We start from the raw sequence: 20,546 nt of genomic DNA, 5'->3' as shown, positions 1-20,546 counted from the left end.
CATACATAATAATAGCCTTTATATGGAGTTGATTTGTTTGAATAAACCTACCGTTGACGAGGTCTTGCAGCAAGGTATTCATGGTCCATTGGAAACAAAACCGGATGAACGGCGCAAATACTTAGGAACGATCCGGGAACGTATTATTGTTGCCCTTTATAAGAAACAGGTGGCAGAGGCTGCGGTTTATCCACAAATCGAGCAGTTGATGAAGGAACACCCAGGGGCTCAGCTATTACTAAATGGAAACATGATGTATGAGGAATTATCAAAGTATGTTAAATTGGCCACGAAACAAAAGATCGAACATAAACTTGTTGCCAACAAAGAGTATGACACAGAATTTGGCTTAATTTTAGCCATGCCCCATGCAATTGATAAGGAAGAAATTTTTATCACAGAAAAGAAACCATACTTGGAGAAGCCCCAGGAAAAAAAGGGACTATTCGCAAAGATTTTTAAAAGGTAAATAAAAAGTGTGTGATTCAATTAAATTGGATCACACTTTTTATTATTTTTAGGACAAAACTGTCCTCATGAGGCGTTCATGAGGACAGTAATCATTGAGGTGGAGCAGAAACTGTCCTCATGGGGCGTTCATGAGGACACAAATCATTGAGGTGGAACAGAAACTGTCCTCGTGAAACCCCAACCTCTTATGAGTTTGCTACTTCCACCTTAGCCTCCAACTCGATTTCCACATTTCCTTTAACGGCGCGGCTGATCATGCAGGATGTCTCTGCTTTTTTTGCAAGCCGCCCCGCCAACTCAACGTCTTTTTCTGTGGCGTCGGACTTCAAGACAATACGCGGTCGGTGGATTATCTTCTTATATGTAATAACTCCTTTAGTTACATCCACAATGCCTTCGGATTCCATTGTTAGACCTACCTTTTCAAGCCCACTCCGTTCCATCATCGCCGCAAGGGTAATGATATAGCAAGTTGCCGCAGCTCCGAGAAGCATTTCATCTGGATTGGTTCCGACTCCAGGACCATCCATTTCCGGCGGTATCGAGACCTTTGTTTTCAACCTCCCTGTCTCAATTTCTCCGACATCATTCCGTAATCCCGGCCAGTTAGCTTTTAAGTGAAAAACATGTTCCGCCATTCTAAATTCCTCCAATTTGAAAATTGTCCCCATACACGATGGAAAGTATGGTATGGTTATTCTGATATGTTAAAAATGGAGCAGTGATGCATGAAAATTATTTTTAAAATGGCACTATTACTAGTTCTTTGTTTATACTTGGCCATTCTATCAAAATTAATTTTGTTTAAATATATTTCGTTATCTGAGATTATTAATCATTTTAACTTTACCTATGATGAATACCACTGGAGGTCGAACAATTTCGTCCCCTTAAAAACCATCTACTTTTACTTGTTCTTAGCAGATATCAATCTAAATATCCGAATCGTAAACCTTGCAGGAAATATTATTGGTTTTGCGCCTTTCGGCTTTATTTTACCATTGCTTGCAAAAAAGTTTCAAAAGTTTAGTGCTGTGACCGTTGCCACCTTCTTTTTAAGCCTGACGTTCGAACTATTGCAGTTAGTCTTTGAATTCGGCAGCTTTGACGTGGACGATTTAATTTTGAATACCATTGGTGGGATGTTGGGTTATATTCCTATCAAACTTGGTTATCTTCTTATTAAATCGAAAAAGAGAATGATGGATAAACAAAAATATACGTAATATGAAGACACCCGATGGATTCTTAAAAAGATCCACCGGGTGTCTTTTTACTACTATTGACAGGCACACTATTCGCTAAATGTTGAATGTTTTTTGCTACTTTAGTGCTGTAGGTAAAATCACCATAACAGTAGGGATAGCGGAAATTATGTGTATCACCGCCACAATTATAAAGGGCCGGCTTTTCTTTTGCCCTTAAAAGTGAGTATTCCTTTGCCAATTCCTCGCTATGTTTGCCGCCATGCTCGGCGATATAGTCAACATAACCACTTCCCATATTGTAGGCTTGAATAATAGTTGGGAAATCAACCTTTTTTTGATTCCCATATGTGAGTACACGCTGAAAGTGCTTTACCCCAACTTCAATACTTTGCTTGGGGTCTGTAATGGAGTTTGGCGCTAACCCAGCAGATTCCGAAGCTTGCATCGGATCGCCGCCTTTTCCGTGGCTTTCTTGCTGCATCAGGGCTATAAGGACATCTGTATGACTTTCAAGTTGATATTTTGCTAATTCATCGTATAGTAAGGGGCTATATTTTTTAGCATCAGCAAATGGGTCGTTTTCTATTATGTGTGGAAGGGAATTTTGTTTTTGAAAATAATGTTGAAACATCGCTAAGCCGCAAAATAGGATAAACAGAACGAAAAAGGTTTTGAATTTCTTCCGTCTTCTTTTTTTCATGAATCCTTCTCCTAAACCAAATCTTACTTTAACATTATAAGGGAATAGTAAGGCAAAGTCATGATGAACGTTTAAAGATAGAGTATTTTTAAATGGAAATAATCTAAAAAAACAAACTATTGTCCATACTGAAGAAGGAATCATTGCGGTAAAGCGGAAAAGTTTGGTATTATCAATAGTAAAATAACATTGGGATTGGGGGTCAAAATAGATGTCACGAATTTCGGAGGAACAGGTCAAGCATGTTGCCAATCTGGCGCGCCTGGCGATTACGGATGAAGAAACAGAAAAGTTTACAAAACAGCTTGATGCCATCATTACTTTTGCAGAGCAATTAAATGAATTGGATACGGAAAATGTAGAGCCTACATACCATGTGCTTGATATGAAAAATGTCTTACGGGAAGATATTCCCCAACAAGGGTTACCAAGAGAAGAGGTACTCAAAAACGCACCGGAGCATCAAGACGGGCAAATTAAAGTACCAAACATTATGGGAAAGGAGGATTAAAAGGTGAGTTTATTTGATTATAAAGTGGCGGATTTACACGAGTTACTACATAAAAAGGAACTTAAGGTTACGGATCTTGTAGATGAATCTTATAAACGAATTGGCGCAGTCGAGGACAAAGTCCAGGCTTTTTTAACGTTGGATGAAGAACAAGCCAGAAAAACGGCAAATGCATTTGATGAAAAGCTAAACACAGACACTGAAAAAGGATTGTTGTTCGGAATGCCGATTGGGGTGAAGGATAACATTGTAACAAAAGGCTTACGAACAACCTGTGCGAGTAAAATACTTGAAAACTTTGATCCAATATACGATGCAACTGTTGTGCAAAAGCTGCAACAGGCGGAAACGGTGACGATCGGGAAACTAAACATGGACGAGTTTGCCATGGGTTCATCAAATGAAAACTCAGCATTTAAAAAGACCCGCAATCCGTGGGATCTTGACCGGGTGCCAGGGGGGTCTTCAGGCGGTTCAGCAGCGTCAGTTGCCGCAGGGGAAGTGCTATTTTCATTAGGATCCGATACAGGCGGTTCGATTCGCCAGCCTGCATCGTTCTGTGGCGTTGTCGGTATGAAGCCGACATATGGCCGTGTTTCTCGATTTGGTCTTGTTGCGTTTGCATCATCCCTTGATCAAATCGGACCAATTACGAGAACCGTTGAGGACAATGCCTATCTGTTACAAGCAATCTCAGGGCTTGACCCAATGGACTCGACATCCGCAAATGTGGCTGTTCCAAACTTTACCGCAGCATTAACAGGCGACGTAAAAGGTCTCAAAATTGCTGTGCCAAAAGAATATCTTGGCGAAGGTGTTAGCGAAACGGTTCGTCAATCTGTGTTAAATGCGCTTAAAGTTCTTGAAGGTCTTGGTGCAGTTTGGGAAGAAGTTTCATTGCCACATTCTAAATACGCTTTAGCAGCTTATTATTTACTTTCTTCATCTGAGGCATCAGCAAACCTTTCCCGTTTTGACGGTGTACGCTACGGTTACCGGACTCAAGATGCTGAAAGCTTAATTGATTTATATAAAAAGACACGTGCCGAAGGCTTCGGTGATGAAGTGAAACGCCGGATCATGCTCGGAACATTTGCACTAAGCTCAGGCTACTATGATGCTTATTATAAAAAGGCACAACAGGTCCGGACTTTGATTAAGAGGGACTTTGAAGATCTATTTGCCAAATATGATGTCATTGTTGGGCCGACAACGCCAACGCCTGCTTTTAAAATCGGTGAAAAGATCGAAGACCCGTTAACAATGTACGTGAATGATATTTTAACCATTCCTTTGAATCTAGCTGGTTTGCCGGGAATCTCTGTTCCATGCGGTTTTGATGCGGGTCTGCCGCTGGGATTGCAAATCATTGGCAAGTATTTTGATGAAGAGACAGTATACCGTGCTGCCCATGCGTTCGAGCAAGCAACGGACTTTTATAAACAAAAGCCGAAATTATAGGGGGTGAAAACAATGGAATTTGAAACAGTGATTGGACTTGAGGTCCATGTAGAGTTAAAAACAGATTCAAAAATCTTCTCAGCGAGTCCAAACCATTTTGGCGCTGAGCCGAATACGAATACGAGTGTCATTGATTTAGGATATCCAGGGGTTTTGCCTGTCCTTAATAAAAAGGCAGTTGAATTCGGAATGAAAGCGGCAATGGCGATAAACTGCGAAGTCGCGACCCATACGAAGTTTGACCGCAAGAACTATTTTTACCCGGATAATCCAAAGGCTTACCAAATCTCTCAGTTTGACAAGCCAATCGGCGAGCATGGCTGGATTGAGATTGAGGTAAATGGTTATACGAAACGGATTGGAATTACACGAATTCATTTGGAAGAGGATGCCGGAAAGCTGAACCATGGCAAGGGTTATTCCTTGGTTGACTACAACCGCCAAGGTACACCGCTAGTGGAAATTGTTTCAGAGCCGGACATCCGTACCCCTGATGAAGCCTATGCGTATCTTGAAAAATTAAAGTCCATAATTCAATACACAGGCGTTTCCGATTGTAAAATGGAAGAGGGTTCACTCCGTTGTGACGCCAATATTTCGATTCGTCCGGTAGGACAAAAGGAATTTGGAACGAAAACGGAATTGAAGAACCTAAACTCTTTCAACTTTGTCCGCAAAGGTCTTGAGTATGAAGAGAAACGTCAACGAGAAGTTGTTTCTGCAGGTGGGGTAATTGATCAGGAAACACGCCGCTTTGACGAATCAACCGGGGCTACGCTATTGATGAGGGTGAAAGAAGGTTCGGACGATTATCGTTACTTCCCAGAACCAGACTTGCTCGATTTGTATATTGACGAAGACTGGAAAGCACGAATTCGTGCTGAAATCCCGGAACTTCCAGATGAAAGACAAAAACGTTATGTGGAGGAACTCGGATTACCCGTTTATGATGCCAAGGTTTTAACAGTAACGAAAGAGATGGCTGATTTCTTTGAAGCCACCGTTGCTGGGGGTGCCGATGCAAAACTTGCTTCTAACTGGATCATGGGTGATGTTTCCGCCTATTTGAATGCTGAGTCGAAGGAACTTGACCAGGTTGCTTTAACTCCACAGGGCTTAGCGGGAATGATTAAGTTGATTGAAAATGGTACGATTTCATCAAAGATTGCCAAGACAGTTTTTCAAGAGTTAATCGAAAACGGCGGCGATGCTGAGAAAATCGTAAAGGACAAAGGGCTCGTGCAAATTTCCGATGAGGGAACCCTCTTGAAAGTTATTTCTGAAGTCCTTGATGCCAATCCACAATCAATTGAAGATTTTAAGAATGGCAAAAATAAAGCAGTGGGTTTCCTTGTTGGACAGCTGATGAAGGCGACAAAAGGACAAGCCAATCCACAAATCGTTAATAAATTGTTACAGCAGGAATTACAAAAACGTTAAAATAAGAAAAGCGCAAGCGCCCTGTTCAGCGGCGTATGGCCTGGTGCTAGACATTTCTCAAAGCCGTAACTTATAAATTCTTAATAAGAAAGCTGGCAGATCCTTCGTCTGTCAGCTATTTTTGTGGTGAAAAAAGTCGAACGAATTTCGACATTTAATTTTTCAATTTCCCGGGAAAAAATCAAGAGTTATATAGATTTTAACCATTGCTAATTAAACGTTTGGTTAAAAGGGAAATAGGGGAATGCTAGTCGAAATATGTATTATTAACGGCATTGTGATGTATATCGTCATGGTTCATAGATAAAAATATATAATTGATTCTCAAATTCGACATTATTTTTACTGATTTTAAGAATAAAAACCTTTATTTATAAGCCCTGATAGCATTTTAATCAAACATTTGATTGGTTTATTTTTTCTTAACTAATCGTTTGATTAAAAGTACCAAAAGCTTTGATATAACAGACTTTTCTTACTGAAGCTACTAAGAATTTTGTTGAAAATTGATTTTAACGTAAAAATGAAAGGGTATCTTAAAATCTATTTAGATACCCTCCTCTAATCATTTAAAATGAAATCATCGCTCCGCGCTCATCAAAGACAGAGCTTGGGTTCCACGCCACTTCCCACAGATTGTTTTCAGGGTCGGCAAAATAGGCGGTGCGTCCGCCCCAAAAGGCATCACTTGGTTCCCGTAATATTTTCCCGCCGACCTTGCGAACCTCTTCAATCGTTGTATCCACCTGAGCAGACTCCTCCACGTTTATCGCAATGGACACAGGGCGATAGGTTTCAGGAGAATGCGCTAGTTCTATTCCGGCATCTTTTGCTAACTCGGCAATGGGGAACAATGAAAGCAGAACACCAGCCGTCTTAAAGACAGCATATTGATCAGAGCTAAATTCTGTTTCTTCCCAGCCTAGCGATTTGTAAAAAGCACGTAGAATGGGTAAATCAAATGCACCTACTGTAAGCAGGCTTACTCTTTGAGGAATCATTATTTTATACCTCCATTTTAGTATTTGTCCTTGTAACTGTTCTTCAAATGTTTATTATTCTCCTTCTTAATATGGGAATACGGAAATGACGGAAAAAACGCTCGGATTCATTAAATCCGAGCGTTTCCTATGCATTATTCTTGTTTTAACAAACGGACACTTTCATTAAATTCCTTTTCAATGGTCTCATTCTTCTTGTAAGTAAGTAGGCTGACAACAACAGCCACAATTAGATTCAAAACAAACCCTGGAACGATTTCATAAAGTGATTCGCCGAAAAGGACTTTACCAAGGTCACCATTTTTCCAGAAGATAACGGTAACGGCTCCGACAATCATGCCGAACAAGGCGCCCCAGTTTGTGATCTTTTTCCAAAATAGACTTAGCAGAATAATAGGACCAAAGGCAGCTCCAAATCCTGCCCATGCATATGCGACTAGATCTAAAATGGTACTATTTTGTTTGAAGGCAAGTGCTGAAGCGATAATCGCGACGAGAAGGACGGCCATTCTCCCTAAGAAAACAAGATGCTTATCCTTAGCGTCTTTGTTCATGACGACTTTGTACAGATCTTCAACAAGTGCACTTGATGTTACAATTAACTGTGAAGAGATCGTACTCATAATCGCTGCTAGAATCGCAGCCAGTGCAAACCCTGCAAAAATAGGGTGGAATAAAATCTGACTTAGTTCAATGAAAACGGCTTCAGGATTTTCTAAGACATGCTGTGGATTATTATGAAAATAGGCGATACCAATTAATCCGGTAAAGATGGTGCCGATAAGTGAGATAATCATCCAGCCCATACCAATTCGGCGGGCGCTCTTTGTTTCTTTTATCGTTTTGATAGCCATAAAGCGGACGATAATATGCGGTTGTCCGAAATAGCCAAGGCCCCAGGCCATCGCTGAGATGATGCCAATCCCTGTTGTCCCTTTTAATAAGTCTAATCTTGTAGGATCAATTGCACGCACGGTATCAAACGTTTCCGCTGGACCGCCAGTACTGAAGATTCCAATGGCTGGGACAAGCAGCAAGGCAATCAACATCATTAGCCCTTGAATAAAGTCGGTATAACTAACAGCCAGGAACCCGCCGAATAAGGTGTAGGCAACAACAACACCGCCCACGATATACAGGCCAGTATGGTAGCTAGTTCCAAATGAACTTTCAAAAAATACGGCTCCTGACACCATCCCCGATGAAACATAGAAAGTAAAAAATAGAAGAATAACAATACCTGAAACGATTCGGAGTAGTTTCGTTTTGTCTTTGAAGCGATTCTCGAGATAGCTTGGAATCGTAATTGAATCATTCGCAACCTGAGTGTATGAGCGCAGGCGTGGTGCAACCAGGAGCCAGTTTAGGTATGCCCCGATTGTTAAACCAACAGCAATCCATGCGTCGGCTAAACCGGTTACGTAAATACCCCCAGGTAGCCCCATCAAAAGCCAACCGCTCATGTCAGCGGCGCCGGCACTCAAGGCAGTTACAGCAGGCCCTAACGACCTTCCCCCAAGCATGTAATCTGTCAGATTGCTCGTTTTTCGATAGGAATACCAGCCGATGAATAACATCATGGCAATGTAGACCCCAATTGAAACCAGCTGTAGTGAAACATTGGACATATATTTACCCCCTTTGTTATCGATAGAAAATAATTCAAATAATATTTCCTATATAAAAAATATTCTATCAATTTTATTATCCAATTTCTAGTGTAAAAAAATTGCTTTTTTGAAATAGGAAAATGTACTTGTAGAATAACAATAGAAAGTGAACGGAAAGCAGTTCTTTTGTAACGAATGCTTGAAACAGTTATCATTATAGAAAATGGAAGGGGTGCGGGATAAGATGGATTTAAATGCCTGGTTTCACAAGGGTTTGACTGCGTCGGAGTATATTGGTTTGATGAAGCAGAATAAAGAAGAAATGCTTCAAATTTATGAAGGGTTTTCTTTAAGCGATGCTGATAAAAAAAAGCTCGAGGACGTGAGAGCCCAAAACTTGCGTGCGATTGTCCTAACAGAGGATTGGTGCGGGGATGCGCTGCTGAATAATCCAATTTTGATGAGGGTAGCCGAAGCAGCGGGTATCGAACTTCATTTTGTTCTTCGTGACCAAAATCTCGAGTTGATGGATCAATACTTAACGAATGGTACTTCACGTGCGATTCCTATCTTTATTTTTATAAATGAAGAAGGCGGTGAAGTAGCGGTTTGGGGCCCTAGAGCAGCTGAAATGCAGGCGCTTGTGATGGAAAGGCGTGCTGGGCTGCCGAATAAGGATGCAGCAGATTTTCAGGAGAAGCAAATGGAAGTGTATAAGCAGCTGAAGGTGGAATATCAGACAGATTCGGCGATTTGGCAAACCGTTGCAAATAGTATTATGGCTAAGCTTATATAAAAAGAATCCCGGTGGATGGTTCCGCCGGGATTCTTTTTAAAATCCGCTGTTCTTTGGAGGGATACGGTCGTTCATTACGTTTTTATCATTAATTTTTGGTTCAATTCCAAGGATGAAGTTGCGAATGTTGGAGCGGTGCAGAAAAATTAAAAATAAAGAGAATAATAAAAAGATAAGTTCTAGTTCAAGACTTGGGGAAATGAATGAATAGGTAAGCATACTCAGGCCAACTGAAATGGAGCCGAAAAATACATATTTTGATAAAAGGATTACAAAAAAGAAGGTAACATAGGCGATGATTAGCAATGGAAAGTTTGCAATTAAAAGTGCGCCTGCGGTTGTTGCAATGGCTTTTCCACCTCTGAAACCTGCAAAAATCGGGAAGCAATGACCGACAACTGCCATTAGCCCAAAATACAGTGGTTCTGTATGAAGGTTAAAATGGATGGGCAGATACGTCGCCAAGGCTCCTTTAGCTAAGTCGATGATAAGGACGAAGATCGCTGATTTCTTGCCGAGTACCCTTAAGGTGTTGGTTGCACCGGGATTTTTGCTGCCGTGGTCGCGAATATCGACACCGAAGACTAGTTTCCCCACAATGAGGGCGGTGGGAATGCTTCCAATTAAGTAAGAAGCAAGGAGAAGCAACCAAAACATATGAATCACTCCCTTCTAATAATTCTTTTTTATACTACTATTCTATCATAAATAATTGGTACTATTTTGGTGAATTACCATTACCAGGGAGTGCACTATTATACATATATATTGGGTTTTTGGACTAATAGAATAGTCTATTTGGACGTGCGGGCTTGTTCCTGCACGTTTTTTGGTATGGAAAAGGGGCGGAGCGCCGCAAGAACAAAAAAGAATAGACAAGTAATGTGGTAAAAATAAATTTTTAGCTTAAGATTAGTATTATCTTGGCTTTGCTCACACCGCCTTATTGGCAAGGGTTGGTACTCTGAAATAGTTACCATAGTAAATGGTGGTGGAACACAATATTCATTTTGTTAATGATAAAGATTCATTAAACTTTTTAAAAAAGGTGTAGGGGTTCAGAGAAATCGAAACGTCTATTCATGTGTAAGGTAAAAAGAAAGGGGGAGAGAACGATTAGTGATACAGCCTTAATAGAAAAAGTGCTGGAAGGCAATGATCATGCCTTTCGCCTTTTGGTTGAGAAGTACCGCAATGATGTGTTCCGGACCGTCTTTGCTGTTCTTCGTGATCAAAAGGAAGCGGAAGACGCTGCACAAGAAGTGTTTATGAAAATTTACACCTCTCTCCCCAAATATGAACATCAAGGGTTTAAAACATGGATGACACGGATTGCTGTTAACCATGCGATAGATGTAAAACGAAAGCAGGCAAGAAGAAGAGAGGACGTAGTGGATGCGCTCGAGCAAGAGGCATTAGCGACGCCGAGGGATAGTGTTGAAAAGGAAATTATTGAGATGGATCAACGCCATCTGGTTCGGAAAAAGCTGAATGAAGTGCCAGAGAATTACCGCGAAGTGATTTATGGATTCTACATAGCTGAGAAAAGCTATCAGCAAATGGCCGAGGAACAAAATGTCCAGGTGAAGACAATTGAAACGAAGCTATACCGGGCGCGAAGTTGGATGAAAAAGAATTGGAAGGAGGACGATTTTTCATGAAGCATTATAGTTACGATGAATGGATGCAATATGTGAAGGACGAAATCAACGACACAGACCGTGAACAGCTAGAAAACCACTTATATACATGCGACCAATGCCTAGAGGACTACCTACAAGCAATCACAGCCAATGAAACATCCCTTCCAGTTCTCTCAAGCGAAAGCAGCTTCACGGACCAAGTAATGGCAAAAGTGGTGCCTGACACCGTAAACGATTTAAGTACTATGGGAACAGTTAGATTGGTGCCTGACACCAATAACACTATTAACACTATTAACACCACGAGTAGCAGGAAAAAGCCTTTTTATCAGCAGGCGGTGTTTCATTATTTGTTGGCGGCGGCGGCGACGATTGTTCTGATGTTTTCGGGGGCATTTCAATCACTGGCAACTTATGCGAGTTCGTTAGAAACTCCACCGCACGTACAGGAAAAAAAGTCTTCGGTGACGGAAGGCGTTATTAATAAAACATTTGCATGGATGGATTCACTAGAAAAAAAGGAGGCAGATAAGAAATGAAAAATTCCACGAAGGCTTTAACATTATCGCTTTTTCCCGGCCTTGGTCATATTTATTTCGGCAACATGTTTCGCGGGGTGATGTACCTTCTATCGGTTATTGGCCTAGCGTTTGTAACGGTTGTTGCATTATTTACAAATAATGAGGAAGTGGCAATTCTGGCCTTTATGGCAGGTATCTTCCTATATTTGATTAGCTTTATTGATATGGGTGTACAGATTTCAAAACAAAAGAAAGCTTTGACGGAAACAAATCCTGAATACGGGAACACCAAGGCAAGCCAGGACTCAGAACGTTTTTATACCATTGTCTTATCGTTTATCCCGGGCCTTGGTCATTTTCAACTGGGTTTAATGAATCGAGGCTTAACCCTACTGGCCACTTTTTTCGGCCTTGGTGCCATGGTCATATTTATTACGGCTCTTGCTAGCCGGGAAGAATTTTTAATCTTTTTAGCCGCACTTCCCATCATTTGGGTATATGGATTTTTTGATGCAGTGCAACAGGTCAATAAAAAGCAGCGTGGCGAGGAATTAATGGACCGGACGATTTATGAAGATTTTGAATTACGGCGAGAGGATGGCAAGAAAAGCAAAGCGATTGCAACGTTTCTTTCAATATTCCCCGGAGCTGGACACTTGTATCTAGGTTTACAGCGACGCGGCATTCAGTTGATGGCAGCGTTCCTATTTTCAGTTTATATCTTAGATGTTTTACGGCTTGGCATCTTTTTATTCCTCATCCCGATTATCTGGTTTTACAGCTTTTTTGACGCGATGCAAAAGGTGTCCAGGTACGGTGACGAAGCGATTGAAGATGTCCCGATTATCGCCTATTTCCTTAATCATCAAAAATGGGTCGGAATTGGACTTATCTTAATGGGGCTTTACTATTTGGTCATGAATGTCCTGCTTCCGGCATTTTCACCACTGTTACAACGATTGATCAATTTTGATGTCATGTATTGGATTCAGGGATACCTCCAAACCGGTCTTGTCTGTGTCTTATTGATTGGCGGCGGAATCAAGCTTTTATCAGGAAGTAAACGGAAAAGGGAGGTTAAGAATCATGAGTAAGTGGAAAAAAGGGTTGGCGGGCATGATTATTATCGGAGCGGGGATTGGGTTCCTTTTTAGAAAAAGAAAGGGAGGAGAAGAAATATGAGGTCCTGGCGTGTTGGAACGTTTTCGATGGGGGCATCACTGTTACTGCTCGGTTTATTCCTCTTTTTTTCGAAGTTTTTGGGATTAGATCTTATTCAGGTGATGACGGCATGGTGGCCGCTTTTATTAGTAGTCCTTGGTATTGAAATCCTTCTCTATCTATTTTTATCCCGGCAGGAAAAGCCTGTATTAAAATATGACTTTCTAAGTATTTTCTTTGTCGGCGTGATTGGGACGGTTGGGATCGCTTTTGCTGTCTTAAACGCGACAGGCCTAATGGACAAGGCTGAGGAAGTAATGGCAAGGGAGGAGCGTTCGTTTGAACTACCGGCTTTTTCCTATCAAATGGACGATAGCATTAAACGTGTGGTGGTTCGGACTGTCGGCTACGATATGACAATTGAAGCTACGGAGGAAAAGGAAGTATCGATGTTTGGTACGTACCGGGTGCAAACGGCGAAAAAGGAAAAGCTGCTGAAAAGTGCGGAAGATTTCATGGCGGCAACCAAAAAGGGAGATACTCTTTATTTAAATGTAAAGACGCTGCCCAGCGAGATTGGCCCGTTTGATTCACAGGGAAGTCTGGCGGGAACAATTCTTGTGCCGGGGAATGTAAAACTTGAAGTAATCGGAAATGGTAATTCGCTTACCTTAAAACCGCGTTCGCTCGCAAGCGACTGGAATATTGAGAGTGTGTCATCGATTGTTGTGGATGCTGCGGAAAATAGTAATCTGAAGGTATCAGCCATTGGTGTGGAAAATGTAAGTGGGAAAGAAGGCGAATGGCAGGTATCAGAAAAAGAGAGCCCGGAATATGGGACGAGAAAAAATGCTGTTTATCAATCAGGTGAAGGTAAATACCAAATTCACATTGCGGGCGCCTACGATGTCAGCCTAAATTCGAAACAATAAATTGCTGCTCTAATTTTTGCAAATAAATAAAAAGACGTTATGATAGAATACGGACGTTGGAGGAGATAGTAATACAATGGCTTTGCAATTTGTTTGTAAGCGATGAAGAAAATTGGTAGAATATAGAATTGATAAAGCCATGTTATTTAAAAAATAGGATGATGATAATGAAAAGAGCAAGACTAATTTACAATCCTACATCAGGACGAGAAGTTCTGAAACGGAATCTGCCGGAAATTCTTGAAAAATTAGAGGTTGCCGGATATGAAGCATCTTGTCATGCCACAACAGGTGCTGGTGATGCGACGGCTGCAGCACGGTTAGCGGTCGAGCGTCAGTATGATATCGTCATTGCTGCTGGCGGTGATGGAACGATTCATGAGGTCGTAAATGGCCTTGCAGAGCAGGAATATCGTCCGAAGTTAGGAATTATTCCAGCCGGTACAACCAATGATTTTGCCAGAGCCCTTCATATCCCTAGGGATGTTGGAGCTGCTGTGGATATTATCACGAAAGGGGAATTAATTCCCGTCGATATTGGCCGGATTAATGACCGATACTTTATTAATATTGCCGGCGGCGGAAGGATAACTGAGCTTACATACGAAGTGCCCAGCAAATTAAAAACGATGCTCGGCCAACTCGCCTACTATTTAAAAGGAATGGAAATGCTTCCTTCGATTAAAGCTTCTGATCTAACGATTGAATATGATGGAAAGCTTTTTGAAGGAGAAGCGATGATGTTTTTAGTGGGGCTGACCAATTCGATTGGTGGATTTGAAAGGCTTGCACCTGATGCTTCCATAAATGATGGATTATTTTCCTTGTTAATTTTGAAAAAAGTAAATCTTGCTGAGTTTGTCCGAATCGCCACGTTAGCGATCCGTGGTGAACATGTGAATGACCCGAATGTGATCTACACGCAGGCAAACAGGATTAAAGTATATTCAGACGAAAAAGTTCAGTTGAATTTAGATGGCGAATTTGGCGGCTTGCTGCCTAGTGAATTTGAAAACCTGTATCGCCATTTAGAAGTGTTTGTGCCTCTTGAGAATATTCGCCCGAATGACCGCCCGACAGATTGGGAATCGGGAAAGAGATATAGTTAATGAGTTCGCTCCTGCGGGGCGGACTTTTTTCATATAATAAGAAAGACCAAATGGCTGAGCACTCATAGAGATCACAATACCCATTGCGAATAGTAGAGCCCTTGGAATTTAAAAGTATCAGCCGTTAAAAAAACTGTGTATAATAAATTCAAGACACACGTCAAGACAATAAAAAGGGGCGATGGAAGATGAAGGCATTCATTAATATCGATTACACCTATGATTTTGTTGCGGATGCAGGAGCGTTAACCTGTGGAGAGCCTGGGCAGGCTATTGAGGGGAAAATCGTTGAGTTGACGAAAGAGTTTATCGCAAATGGTGACTACGTTGTATTTGCTATTGATGTTCATGACGAAGGAGACGAATACCATCCGGAAACAAAGCTGTTCCCTCCGCACAATTTACGCGGCACCTCTGGCCGGGACTTGTATGGCGCCCTACAACATGTATATGAAGAGAATAAACAGCGTGAAAATGTTGTCTATATGGATAAAACAAGATACTCGGCATTTGCAGGAACAGATCTTGAAATCAAATTACGCGAGCGCGGCATTAACGAGGTTCACCTTGTTGGTGTTTGTACCGATATTTGTGTTTTACATACCGCTGTTGATGCCTATAATAAGGGTTTTAAAATGGTTGTTTACAAAGATGCCGTTGCTTCCTTCAATCCAGCAGGACACGAGTGGGCTCTTGGACATTTTGAACAATCGCTAGGTGCTGTGGTTAAATAGTGTATTAAATGATATTATCAGTTATAATGGTGAAAAGCTGTAATAGTATTTCGGAGGTCGAATTATGAAACACATTTATCATGATGATAGTTTAGCTCTGCATACTGATCTATACCAGATTAATATGGCAGAGACGTATTGGAGAGATGGGATACATAATAAACGTGCGGTCTTCGAACTATTTTTCCGCAAGCTTCCTTTCGGAAATGGCTATGCTGTTTTCGCAGGGCTAGAGAAAATAATTCAGTATATTCAGGACTTCCATTTTAGTGAAGAAGACCTAGAGTATTTGAAAAATGAAGTAGGGTATAAGGACGATTTTATTGAATATCTAAAAAATATGCGGTTCACGGGTTCCATTCGTTCGCTGAAAGAGGGCGAACTTGTTTATGGGAATGAACCGATTTTACGTGTAGATGCACCACTAGGCGAAGCGCAAATTATTGAAACTGCCTTGCTTAACATTGTGAATTACCAAACATTGATTGCCACGAAGGCTTCAAGGATCAAGCAAGTCGTCGGTAGTGAAGTGGCGATGGAATTTGGGACAAGACGGGCGCAGGAAATGGATGCGGCGATTTGGGGAACTAGGTCAGCCTACCTTGCAGGCTTTGAAGCGACAAGCAATGTAAGGGCCGGGAAACTGTTTGGTATTCCTGTTGCGGGCACTCATGCCCATTCGATGGTACAAGCCTATAAGGATGAATATACAGCTTTCATAAAATATGCTGAAGCACATAAAGACTGTGTCTTTTTAGTAGATACGTATGATACCCTCCGTCTCGGTGTACCAAATGCCATTAAAGTGGCGAAAGAGCTGGGAGATAAGATTAATTTTATCGGGATCCGCCTTGATAGCGGCGACCTTGCCTACCTATCCAAGGAAGCACGAAAACTACTGGATGAAGCAGGATTTACGAAAGCAAAAATTTACGCATCAAGTGATTTAGATGAGCACACCATTATCAACTTAAAAGCCCAAGGTGCTAAAATCGATAGCTGGGGAATCGGTACGAAACTGATTACCGCCTTTGATCAAGCGGCGCTCGGTGCAGTCTATAAAATTGTTTCAATTGAAAATGAAAAGGGTAAAATGGAGGACACGATTAAGATCTCCTCTAATCCAGATAAGGTCACAACTCCGGGGATAAAAAAGGTTTACCGGATTATCAATAATACCAACCACCATGCCGAAGGCGATTATATTGCAATGGAGGATGAAAAGCTACCGGAAAAACGGCTACGCATGTTCCATCCAACCCATACGTACATTAACAAGGTGGTTACGAACTTTACAGCAAAAGAGCTGCATGAAGATATTTTTACTGATGGCAAGCTTGTATATGAAATCCCATGCCTCGAAGAATCCCGCGAGTATCTAAGGCAAAATCTTGAAGCATTATGGGACGAGTATAAGCGGATTATGAATCCAGAGGACTACCCACTTGACTTAAGTCAAAAGTGCTGGGATAACAAGATGAAAAATATTGAAGAAGTGAAAGAGAAAGTAGCAGCGATGAAGGAATAAGCAAGAGGGCGTCCTAAGAAAGGGCGTCTTTTTTTACATAGAAAAGTAGGTGCAGTCTTATTTAGAATGCGCCTTTGAAATGTTATAAGTGGAATCCAAACGACAACACCTACTTCATTTGTGGTATGCAACGGACCAGCAGTTCAATCAGAAAGAAATGATCATTCTATCTTTACCGGCATACGTTCCCATGGTAGCACCCATGTAACTAATAATGACTGCTTTTGGGTGAAAATGTTTGATCAACTCTTGTTTGATAGCCTCGACATCATCTACATTTCCTGTGTGTGTGATCCCAAATGTCAGGTTGGAAAGATCTGTTCCTCTTTCCTGAATGATTTCTAGTACTCTCTTTTGGACTTTCTTTTTCCCACGTATTTTCTCTAGAATCTCTACCTTCCCTCCGGCGACTCTTTCTAAAATCACCTTGATATTGAGAATTTTGGCAATGGACCCTTGAAATTTACTTAATCATCCGCCTTTTACGATATTTTCTAATGTGTCTAATAGGACAAGGATATTCATTTTATCCCGATAAGCGATTAACTCGTTGACGATTTCTTCCATTGTATGTCCCTGACCGGTAAGCTCAGCCGCACGAATAATCTGGAGACCATGTCCTAGTGAGCCTGCTAAAGTAATTTAGTATAACAGTTCTGGACTTATATCGCAGAAGAGACCGCTGATTGCTTCTCCCTTAATTGGAGAGGTTTTCTTTTTACCTGGTAAGGAAGAGACCGTTAACCAGGTATTGGTCATTTTTAAGCGGGGGAATTCCCCCGCTTCTCTATGCTATTCGTCCTTATTTACCTGTGTTCTATAGCGGAAAGTTCTTGATATTTCTTGATAAAGATTACTCATTTTTCTTCATTCAACTTTCTCCGGCTGGTTTCGTATTACTCTCCTGCTCTTCTAGGGTGCCTTCTTGCTTCGACGCTCCCTTTCTAGGCATTAATAATGTTACAAGAAAGGCGATGATAACCAAAATGACGGTAAAAATGTATGCATCACTCGTGCCAAGTATCGACGATTCCATCATTAGCTGAGATTTTGACTGCATATGACCAGAATGAATTAATTCAGTGGCATGACTTTTTGCTCTAGATGTCATGATGGTTACCACTAATGCAATTCCAATCGAACCTGCTACTTGGCGGACGGTGTTAGAAACGGCCGAACCGTGAGAGTGCAAGTGTTTCGGAAGGGCATTCAGCCCGGCAGTTGTAATGGGCATCGTGATGAAAGACATCCCAATTCGTAAGATGATGGTTCGAATCATCAAATAGCGATAACTAGTGGTTTCGCTTAAATCGGTAACTCCCCATGATGCAACGATAATAAAGACCAGGCCGATCATTGCCAAAGGTTTTACGCCAAATTTATCGAATAAGCGGCCAGAAACAGGTGACATTAATGCATTTATTAATGCACCCGGTAGTAATAGTAAGCCCGTTTCAAGGACTGTGTATCCCCTGCTCGACTGCAGGTAGATAGGCAGCAAAATCATATCCGCATACATGACCATTGTCACTAAGACATTCACGATGGTTGTCATTGTGAACATTCTATCTCCGAAGACTTGTAGGTTTAACAAAGGATCCTTAGAAGTCAGCTGACGCCGGCAGAAGAGTAATAGGAAAAGAACACCACCAGCTAGGCAGGCCAACACCACAGTGCTTCCCCAGCCTTTGTCACCAGCAATGCTGAATCCATAAAGTAACGCGCCAAACCCTGCAGTGGATAGAATAATACTGTTCATATCGAGTTTTGGTTTGGATGTTTCCGATACATTGACTAGAAATTTAAGTGCTAAAGCGATTACGATGGCGACAAGCGGGAACATACCGATAAATAACCAACGCCATGACAGCTGCTCGATAATGAATCCTGCCAAGGTCGGACCAATCGCTGGTGCAAAAATGATTACAAGTCCGAGTGTTCCCATTGCCGTTCCGCGGTTTTCCACGGGGTACACCGCAAGGACGACCATCATTAATAGGGGCATAATGATACCTGCACCGGCAGCTTGAATCATTCGGCCAATTAATAAAAATGTGAAGCTTGGGGCAATGGCATTAATGAGAGTACCTACTAATAAAAAAAGCATGGAACTGATAAACAGCTGCCGAGTGGTAAATCGTTTCATTAAAAAAGCAGTCACTGGAATTAAAATTCCATTCACCAACATAAAGCCAGTTGAAAGCCATTGAACGGTTGAGGCAGAAACCTCAAATTGCTTCATCAAATCTGGTAAAGCAACATTTAAAATCGTCTGATTTAGGACTGAAAGAAATGAGCCTAAGAGCATGACGAATAGAAGAAGGCCTTTGTTTATTTGTTGAGTAGGTTGTTCCATAATCTAATACACGACCCTTTCGATTTTTATAGCTGATTGACAATGAGTTGATTAATTGATACTGTGTCAATAAAGTAAATAGTAACATGTGAACAATTAAAATGGCCATTTACACTTTTAAGATAAATGTAGACTAATTGACAATTTGATAAATAAGTGTCGAAAAAGTATAAAATGATAGACGAAGGGTTGATAGGATGTCTAACAATGAGAAGCCAAAAGTGGATCCTCGAATTAAGCGGACAAAGAAAATGTTTAAAGATGCCCTTATTTCATTGATTCAGGAAAACAGCGATAAAAGTAAATTGACTGTCCAAACGATTGCAGGTCGTGCCGAATTAAACCGTGCGACTTTCTACTTACATTATCAAGATATTGATGACCTAATGGAGCAAACGATTGATGAAGTTCTTGAAGAGTTAAATAAGACAATGGAGTCTCCACCGGAGGACAATAGGTTAATTCAAAAAGGAAACCTAACACCCCGGAACCGACTTATATCTTTTATAGAGCACTTTTATCAAAATGCCGGGCTCTACAATGTGATGCTCGAGAACAAGGATTTTCGCAAAAGAGTATTCAGTATTTTGCTGGATATCGTCACTTTTCGGGCTGAAGATAGAAAAGCAAAAGGCAGGGCGACGTTCAAGGTACCCAATGAAATTAATGCCTCCGCAACACTTGGCATCATATCTTGGTGGTTGCAAGAAGGGACTCCATATAGTCCAAGCTACTTAGCGGAACAGATTATCCTGATGTCCAAATAAAAGGTGAAAGAGCAATAAAAGAAGGCAGATCCAGGGGGAAGCTTTCCCGTCGGATCTGCCTTCATTTATTTCTGTCTAAAGTATTCCATAAAGGCATGGAATATTTCAATGCCCTGGTAGGTAAGCATGCCGGCAGCTGATAACGAAAAGAAACCAATTAAAACAAAACGGATCCACATATTACTTCCTCCCTTATTTTGATTTTCCTTTATGATCCAGGAGGGAGGACTAAGTAGTTTGATTGATGAAATTTGGGGCTTAAAAAAACGTGCTTTCCCTGAAATTGCTCGGCTAACAAATGAAGTGGAATCACCGCTGCCGTTAGGGTGGAAATAAGTACAAAAAGTGTTTGCAGGCCGAGTGGCTGCTTTTTCTCATCGTCTGAAGGTGTCTTTACTGTCCAATCATCTACGACAATGATTGCTTTTATTTCTGCATGTGAGTGTGGAATGGTATTGGAAAAGTGTAAAAAGTTGAAAGCAAAGAAGGCAAGCAGCAAGGGAATGGAAAGGATCTTTAATTTCTTAATCAATATCCACTCCTTCCAATGAGATAGTTTTAATCATATACACTTTTATTATATTTTAAAATAAAAAT

Annotated in this window: 21 protein-coding genes and 1 pseudogene; 14 read left to right on the top strand and 8 right to left on the bottom strand. The window is 41.2% G+C overall.

Annotation, left to right across the window (positions count from 1 at the left end; all coding sequences use genetic code 11):
- Positions 1-37 precede the first annotated feature (37 nt).
- Complete coding sequence (locus G6554_RS20300) at positions 38-469, top strand: YueI family protein (RefSeq protein ID WP_207342958.1); 432 nt, start codon at positions 38-40, stop codon at positions 467-469.
- Between the two features lie 187 nt (positions 470-656).
- On the opposite strand, the gene G6554_RS20295 is transcribed toward G6554_RS20300, so the two are convergent.
- Entirely contained in the window at positions 657-1,109 is a 453-nt protein-coding gene (locus G6554_RS20295) for an OsmC family protein (RefSeq protein WP_166245202.1), read from the bottom strand.
- Positions 1,110-1,199: 90 nt separating this feature from the next.
- Between G6554_RS20295 and G6554_RS20290 the strand changes: the two genes are divergently transcribed.
- On the top strand, positions 1,200-1,697 hold the full coding sequence (locus G6554_RS20290) for a VanZ family protein (RefSeq protein WP_166245200.1): 498 nt from the start codon (positions 1,200-1,202) through the stop codon (positions 1,695-1,697).
- A gap of 22 nt (positions 1,698-1,719) precedes the next feature.
- Here G6554_RS20290 and G6554_RS20285 read toward each other — a convergent pair whose 3' ends face one another.
- Positions 1,720-2,379 (bottom strand): lysozyme family protein, encoded by a 660-nt coding sequence (locus tag G6554_RS20285; RefSeq protein WP_166245198.1) that lies wholly within the window; start codon positions 2,377-2,379, stop codon positions 1,720-1,722.
- A gap of 211 nt (positions 2,380-2,590) precedes the next feature.
- On the opposite strand from G6554_RS20285, the gene gatC reads away from it, so the two are divergent.
- Genes gatC through gatB form a run of 3 tightly spaced genes read left to right on the top strand, consistent with a single transcriptional unit; the run spans position 2,591 to position 5,791 of the window.
- Entirely contained in the window at positions 2,591-2,890 is a 300-nt protein-coding gene (gatC, locus tag G6554_RS20280) for an Asp-tRNA(Asn)/Glu-tRNA(Gln) amidotransferase subunit GatC (RefSeq protein ID WP_166245196.1), read from the top strand.
- A gap of 3 nt (positions 2,891-2,893) precedes the next feature.
- Positions 2,894-4,351: an Asp-tRNA(Asn)/Glu-tRNA(Gln) amidotransferase subunit GatA gene (gene gatA, locus G6554_RS20275; protein ID WP_166245194.1), complete on the top strand. Its 1,458-nt coding sequence runs from the start codon at positions 2,894-2,896 to the stop codon at positions 4,349-4,351.
- Between the two features lie 12 nt (positions 4,352-4,363).
- A complete protein-coding gene (gatB, locus tag G6554_RS20270; RefSeq protein WP_166245192.1) occupies positions 4,364-5,791 on the top strand; it encodes an Asp-tRNA(Asn)/Glu-tRNA(Gln) amidotransferase subunit GatB in 1,428 nt (475 codons plus the stop codon).
- Positions 5,792-6,360: 569 nt separating this feature from the next.
- Here gatB and G6554_RS20265 read toward each other — a convergent pair.
- On the bottom strand, positions 6,361-6,792 hold the full coding sequence (locus G6554_RS20265; protein ID WP_166245190.1) for a VOC family protein: 432 nt from the start codon (positions 6,790-6,792) through the stop codon (positions 6,361-6,363).
- A 134-nt stretch (positions 6,793-6,926) separates the two neighbouring features.
- Complete coding sequence (gene putP / locus G6554_RS20260) at positions 6,927-8,420, bottom strand: sodium/proline symporter PutP (protein ID WP_166245188.1); 1,494 nt, start codon at positions 8,418-8,420, stop codon at positions 6,927-6,929.
- A gap of 226 nt (positions 8,421-8,646) precedes the next feature.
- On the opposite strand from putP, the gene G6554_RS20255 reads away from it, so the two are divergent.
- A complete protein-coding gene (locus tag G6554_RS20255; protein WP_166245186.1) occupies positions 8,647-9,198 on the top strand; it encodes a thioredoxin family protein in 552 nt (183 codons plus the stop codon).
- A gap of 36 nt (positions 9,199-9,234) precedes the next feature.
- Here G6554_RS20255 and plsY read toward each other — a convergent pair whose 3' ends face one another.
- Positions 9,235-9,855: a glycerol-3-phosphate 1-O-acyltransferase PlsY gene (gene plsY / locus G6554_RS20250; protein WP_166245184.1), complete on the bottom strand. Its 621-nt coding sequence runs from the start codon at positions 9,853-9,855 to the stop codon at positions 9,235-9,237.
- Positions 9,856-10,280: 425 nt separating this feature from the next.
- Between plsY and G6554_RS20245 the strand changes: the two genes are divergently transcribed.
- The 7 genes from G6554_RS20245 (at position 10,281) to G6554_RS20215 (ending at position 16,826) form a co-directional block, all read left to right on the top strand.
- A complete protein-coding gene (locus tag G6554_RS20245) occupies positions 10,281-10,859 on the top strand; it encodes an RNA polymerase sigma factor (RefSeq protein WP_166245182.1) in 579 nt (192 codons plus the stop codon).
- Complete coding sequence (locus tag G6554_RS20240) at positions 10,856-11,380, top strand: anti-sigma factor family protein (RefSeq protein ID WP_166245180.1); 525 nt, start codon at positions 10,856-10,858, stop codon at positions 11,378-11,380. The genes G6554_RS20245 and G6554_RS20240 overlap by 4 nt, the downstream gene beginning before the upstream one ends.
- Positions 11,377-12,456, top strand: coding sequence for a hypothetical protein (locus G6554_RS20235; RefSeq protein WP_166245178.1), 1,080 nt, complete (start codon positions 11,377-11,379; stop codon positions 12,454-12,456). Before G6554_RS20240 ends, G6554_RS20235 begins: the two co-directional genes overlap by 4 nt.
- Before the next feature lie 84 nt (positions 12,457-12,540).
- Positions 12,541-13,455, top strand: a complete 915-nt coding sequence (locus G6554_RS20230; protein WP_166245176.1) for a hypothetical protein — start codon at positions 12,541-12,543, stop codon at positions 13,453-13,455.
- 167 nt (positions 13,456-13,622) lie between these two features.
- A complete protein-coding gene (locus G6554_RS20225; RefSeq protein WP_166245174.1) occupies positions 13,623-14,564 on the top strand; it encodes a diacylglycerol kinase in 942 nt (313 codons plus the stop codon).
- A 188-nt stretch (positions 14,565-14,752) separates the two neighbouring features.
- The gene (locus G6554_RS20220) at positions 14,753-15,298 is read left to right on the top strand and encodes a cysteine hydrolase family protein (protein ID WP_166245172.1); all 546 of its coding nucleotides are present in this window, start codon (positions 14,753-14,755) and stop codon (positions 15,296-15,298) included.
- A gap of 64 nt (positions 15,299-15,362) precedes the next feature.
- The gene (locus G6554_RS20215; RefSeq protein ID WP_166245170.1) at positions 15,363-16,826 is read left to right on the top strand and encodes a nicotinate phosphoribosyltransferase; all 1,464 of its coding nucleotides are present in this window, start codon (positions 15,363-15,365) and stop codon (positions 16,824-16,826) included.
- 147 nt (positions 16,827-16,973) lie between these two features.
- On the opposite strand, the pseudogene G6554_RS20210 reads toward G6554_RS20215, so the two are convergent.
- Positions 16,974-17,468: pseudogene (locus G6554_RS20210) on the bottom strand (DegV family protein).
- Between the two features lie 229 nt (positions 17,469-17,697).
- A complete protein-coding gene (locus G6554_RS20200) occupies positions 17,698-19,182 on the bottom strand; it encodes a DHA2 family efflux MFS transporter permease subunit (RefSeq protein WP_166245168.1) in 1,485 nt (494 codons plus the stop codon).
- 197 nt (positions 19,183-19,379) lie between these two features.
- Between G6554_RS20200 and G6554_RS20195 the strand changes: the two genes are divergently transcribed.
- Positions 19,380-19,949 carry a TetR/AcrR family transcriptional regulator gene (locus G6554_RS20195; RefSeq protein ID WP_166245166.1) on the top strand — a complete coding sequence of 190 codons (570 nt, stop codon included), beginning with the start codon at positions 19,380-19,382 and terminating at the stop codon, positions 19,947-19,949.
- 208 nt (positions 19,950-20,157) lie between these two features.
- Here the strand turns inward: G6554_RS20195 and G6554_RS20190 are convergent, their stop codons facing one another.
- Entirely contained in the window at positions 20,158-20,481 is a 324-nt protein-coding gene (locus G6554_RS20190; RefSeq protein ID WP_166245164.1) for a hypothetical protein, read from the bottom strand.
- Positions 20,482-20,546 lie beyond the last annotated feature (65 nt).

The sequence above is a fragment of the Bacillus sp. MM2020_4 genome, assembly GCF_011250555.1.
GTDB lineage: Bacteria > Bacillota > Bacilli > Bacillales > Cytobacillaceae > Neobacillus.
Note: the sequence above shows the minus strand (reverse complement) of the source record. Positions and strands in the feature narration are given on the sequence as shown.

Bases quoted from the DNA above. Each gene is read 5' to 3' on its own strand.
- putP (WP_166245188.1), bottom strand. From the start codon at position 8,420: ATGTCCAATGTTTCACTACAGCTGGTTTCAATTGGGGTCTACATTGCC.
- gatB (WP_166245192.1), top strand. From the start codon at position 4,364: ATGGAATTTGAAACAGTGATTGGACTTGAGGTCCATGTAGAGTTAAAA.
- plsY (WP_166245184.1), bottom strand. From the start codon at position 9,855: ATGTTTTGGTTGCTTCTCCTTGCTTCTTACTTAATTGGAAGCATTCCC.
- G6554_RS20255 (WP_166245186.1), top strand. From the start codon at position 8,647: ATGGATTTAAATGCCTGGTTTCACAAGGGTTTGACTGCGTCGGAGTAT.
- gatC (WP_166245196.1), top strand. From the start codon at position 2,591: ATGTCACGAATTTCGGAGGAACAGGTCAAGCATGTTGCCAATCTGGCG.
- G6554_RS20290 (WP_166245200.1), top strand. From the start codon at position 1,200: ATGAAAATTATTTTTAAAATGGCACTATTACTAGTTCTTTGTTTATAC.
- G6554_RS20295 (WP_166245202.1), bottom strand. From the start codon at position 1,109: ATGGCGGAACATGTTTTTCACTTAAAAGCTAACTGGCCGGGATTACGG.
- G6554_RS20235 (WP_166245178.1), top strand. From the start codon at position 11,377: ATGAAAAATTCCACGAAGGCTTTAACATTATCGCTTTTTCCCGGCCTT.
- G6554_RS20240 (WP_166245180.1), top strand. From the start codon at position 10,856: ATGAAGCATTATAGTTACGATGAATGGATGCAATATGTGAAGGACGAA.
- G6554_RS20225 (WP_166245174.1), top strand. From the start codon at position 13,623: ATGAAAAGAGCAAGACTAATTTACAATCCTACATCAGGACGAGAAGTT.
- G6554_RS20285 (WP_166245198.1), bottom strand. From the start codon at position 2,379: ATGAAAAAAAGAAGACGGAAGAAATTCAAAACCTTTTTCGTTCTGTTT.
- G6554_RS20195 (WP_166245166.1), top strand. From the start codon at position 19,380: ATGTCTAACAATGAGAAGCCAAAAGTGGATCCTCGAATTAAGCGGACA.
- G6554_RS20265 (WP_166245190.1), bottom strand. From the start codon at position 6,792: ATGATTCCTCAAAGAGTAAGCCTGCTTACAGTAGGTGCATTTGATTTA.
- G6554_RS20245 (WP_166245182.1), top strand. From the start codon at position 10,281: ATGTGTAAGGTAAAAAGAAAGGGGGAGAGAACGATTAGTGATACAGCC.
- G6554_RS20200 (WP_166245168.1), bottom strand. From the start codon at position 19,182: ATGGAACAACCTACTCAACAAATAAACAAAGGCCTTCTTCTATTCGTC.
- G6554_RS20230 (WP_166245176.1), top strand. From the start codon at position 12,541: ATGAGGTCCTGGCGTGTTGGAACGTTTTCGATGGGGGCATCACTGTTA.
- G6554_RS20215 (WP_166245170.1), top strand. From the start codon at position 15,363: ATGAAACACATTTATCATGATGATAGTTTAGCTCTGCATACTGATCTA.
- G6554_RS20220 (WP_166245172.1), top strand. From the start codon at position 14,753: ATGAAGGCATTCATTAATATCGATTACACCTATGATTTTGTTGCGGAT.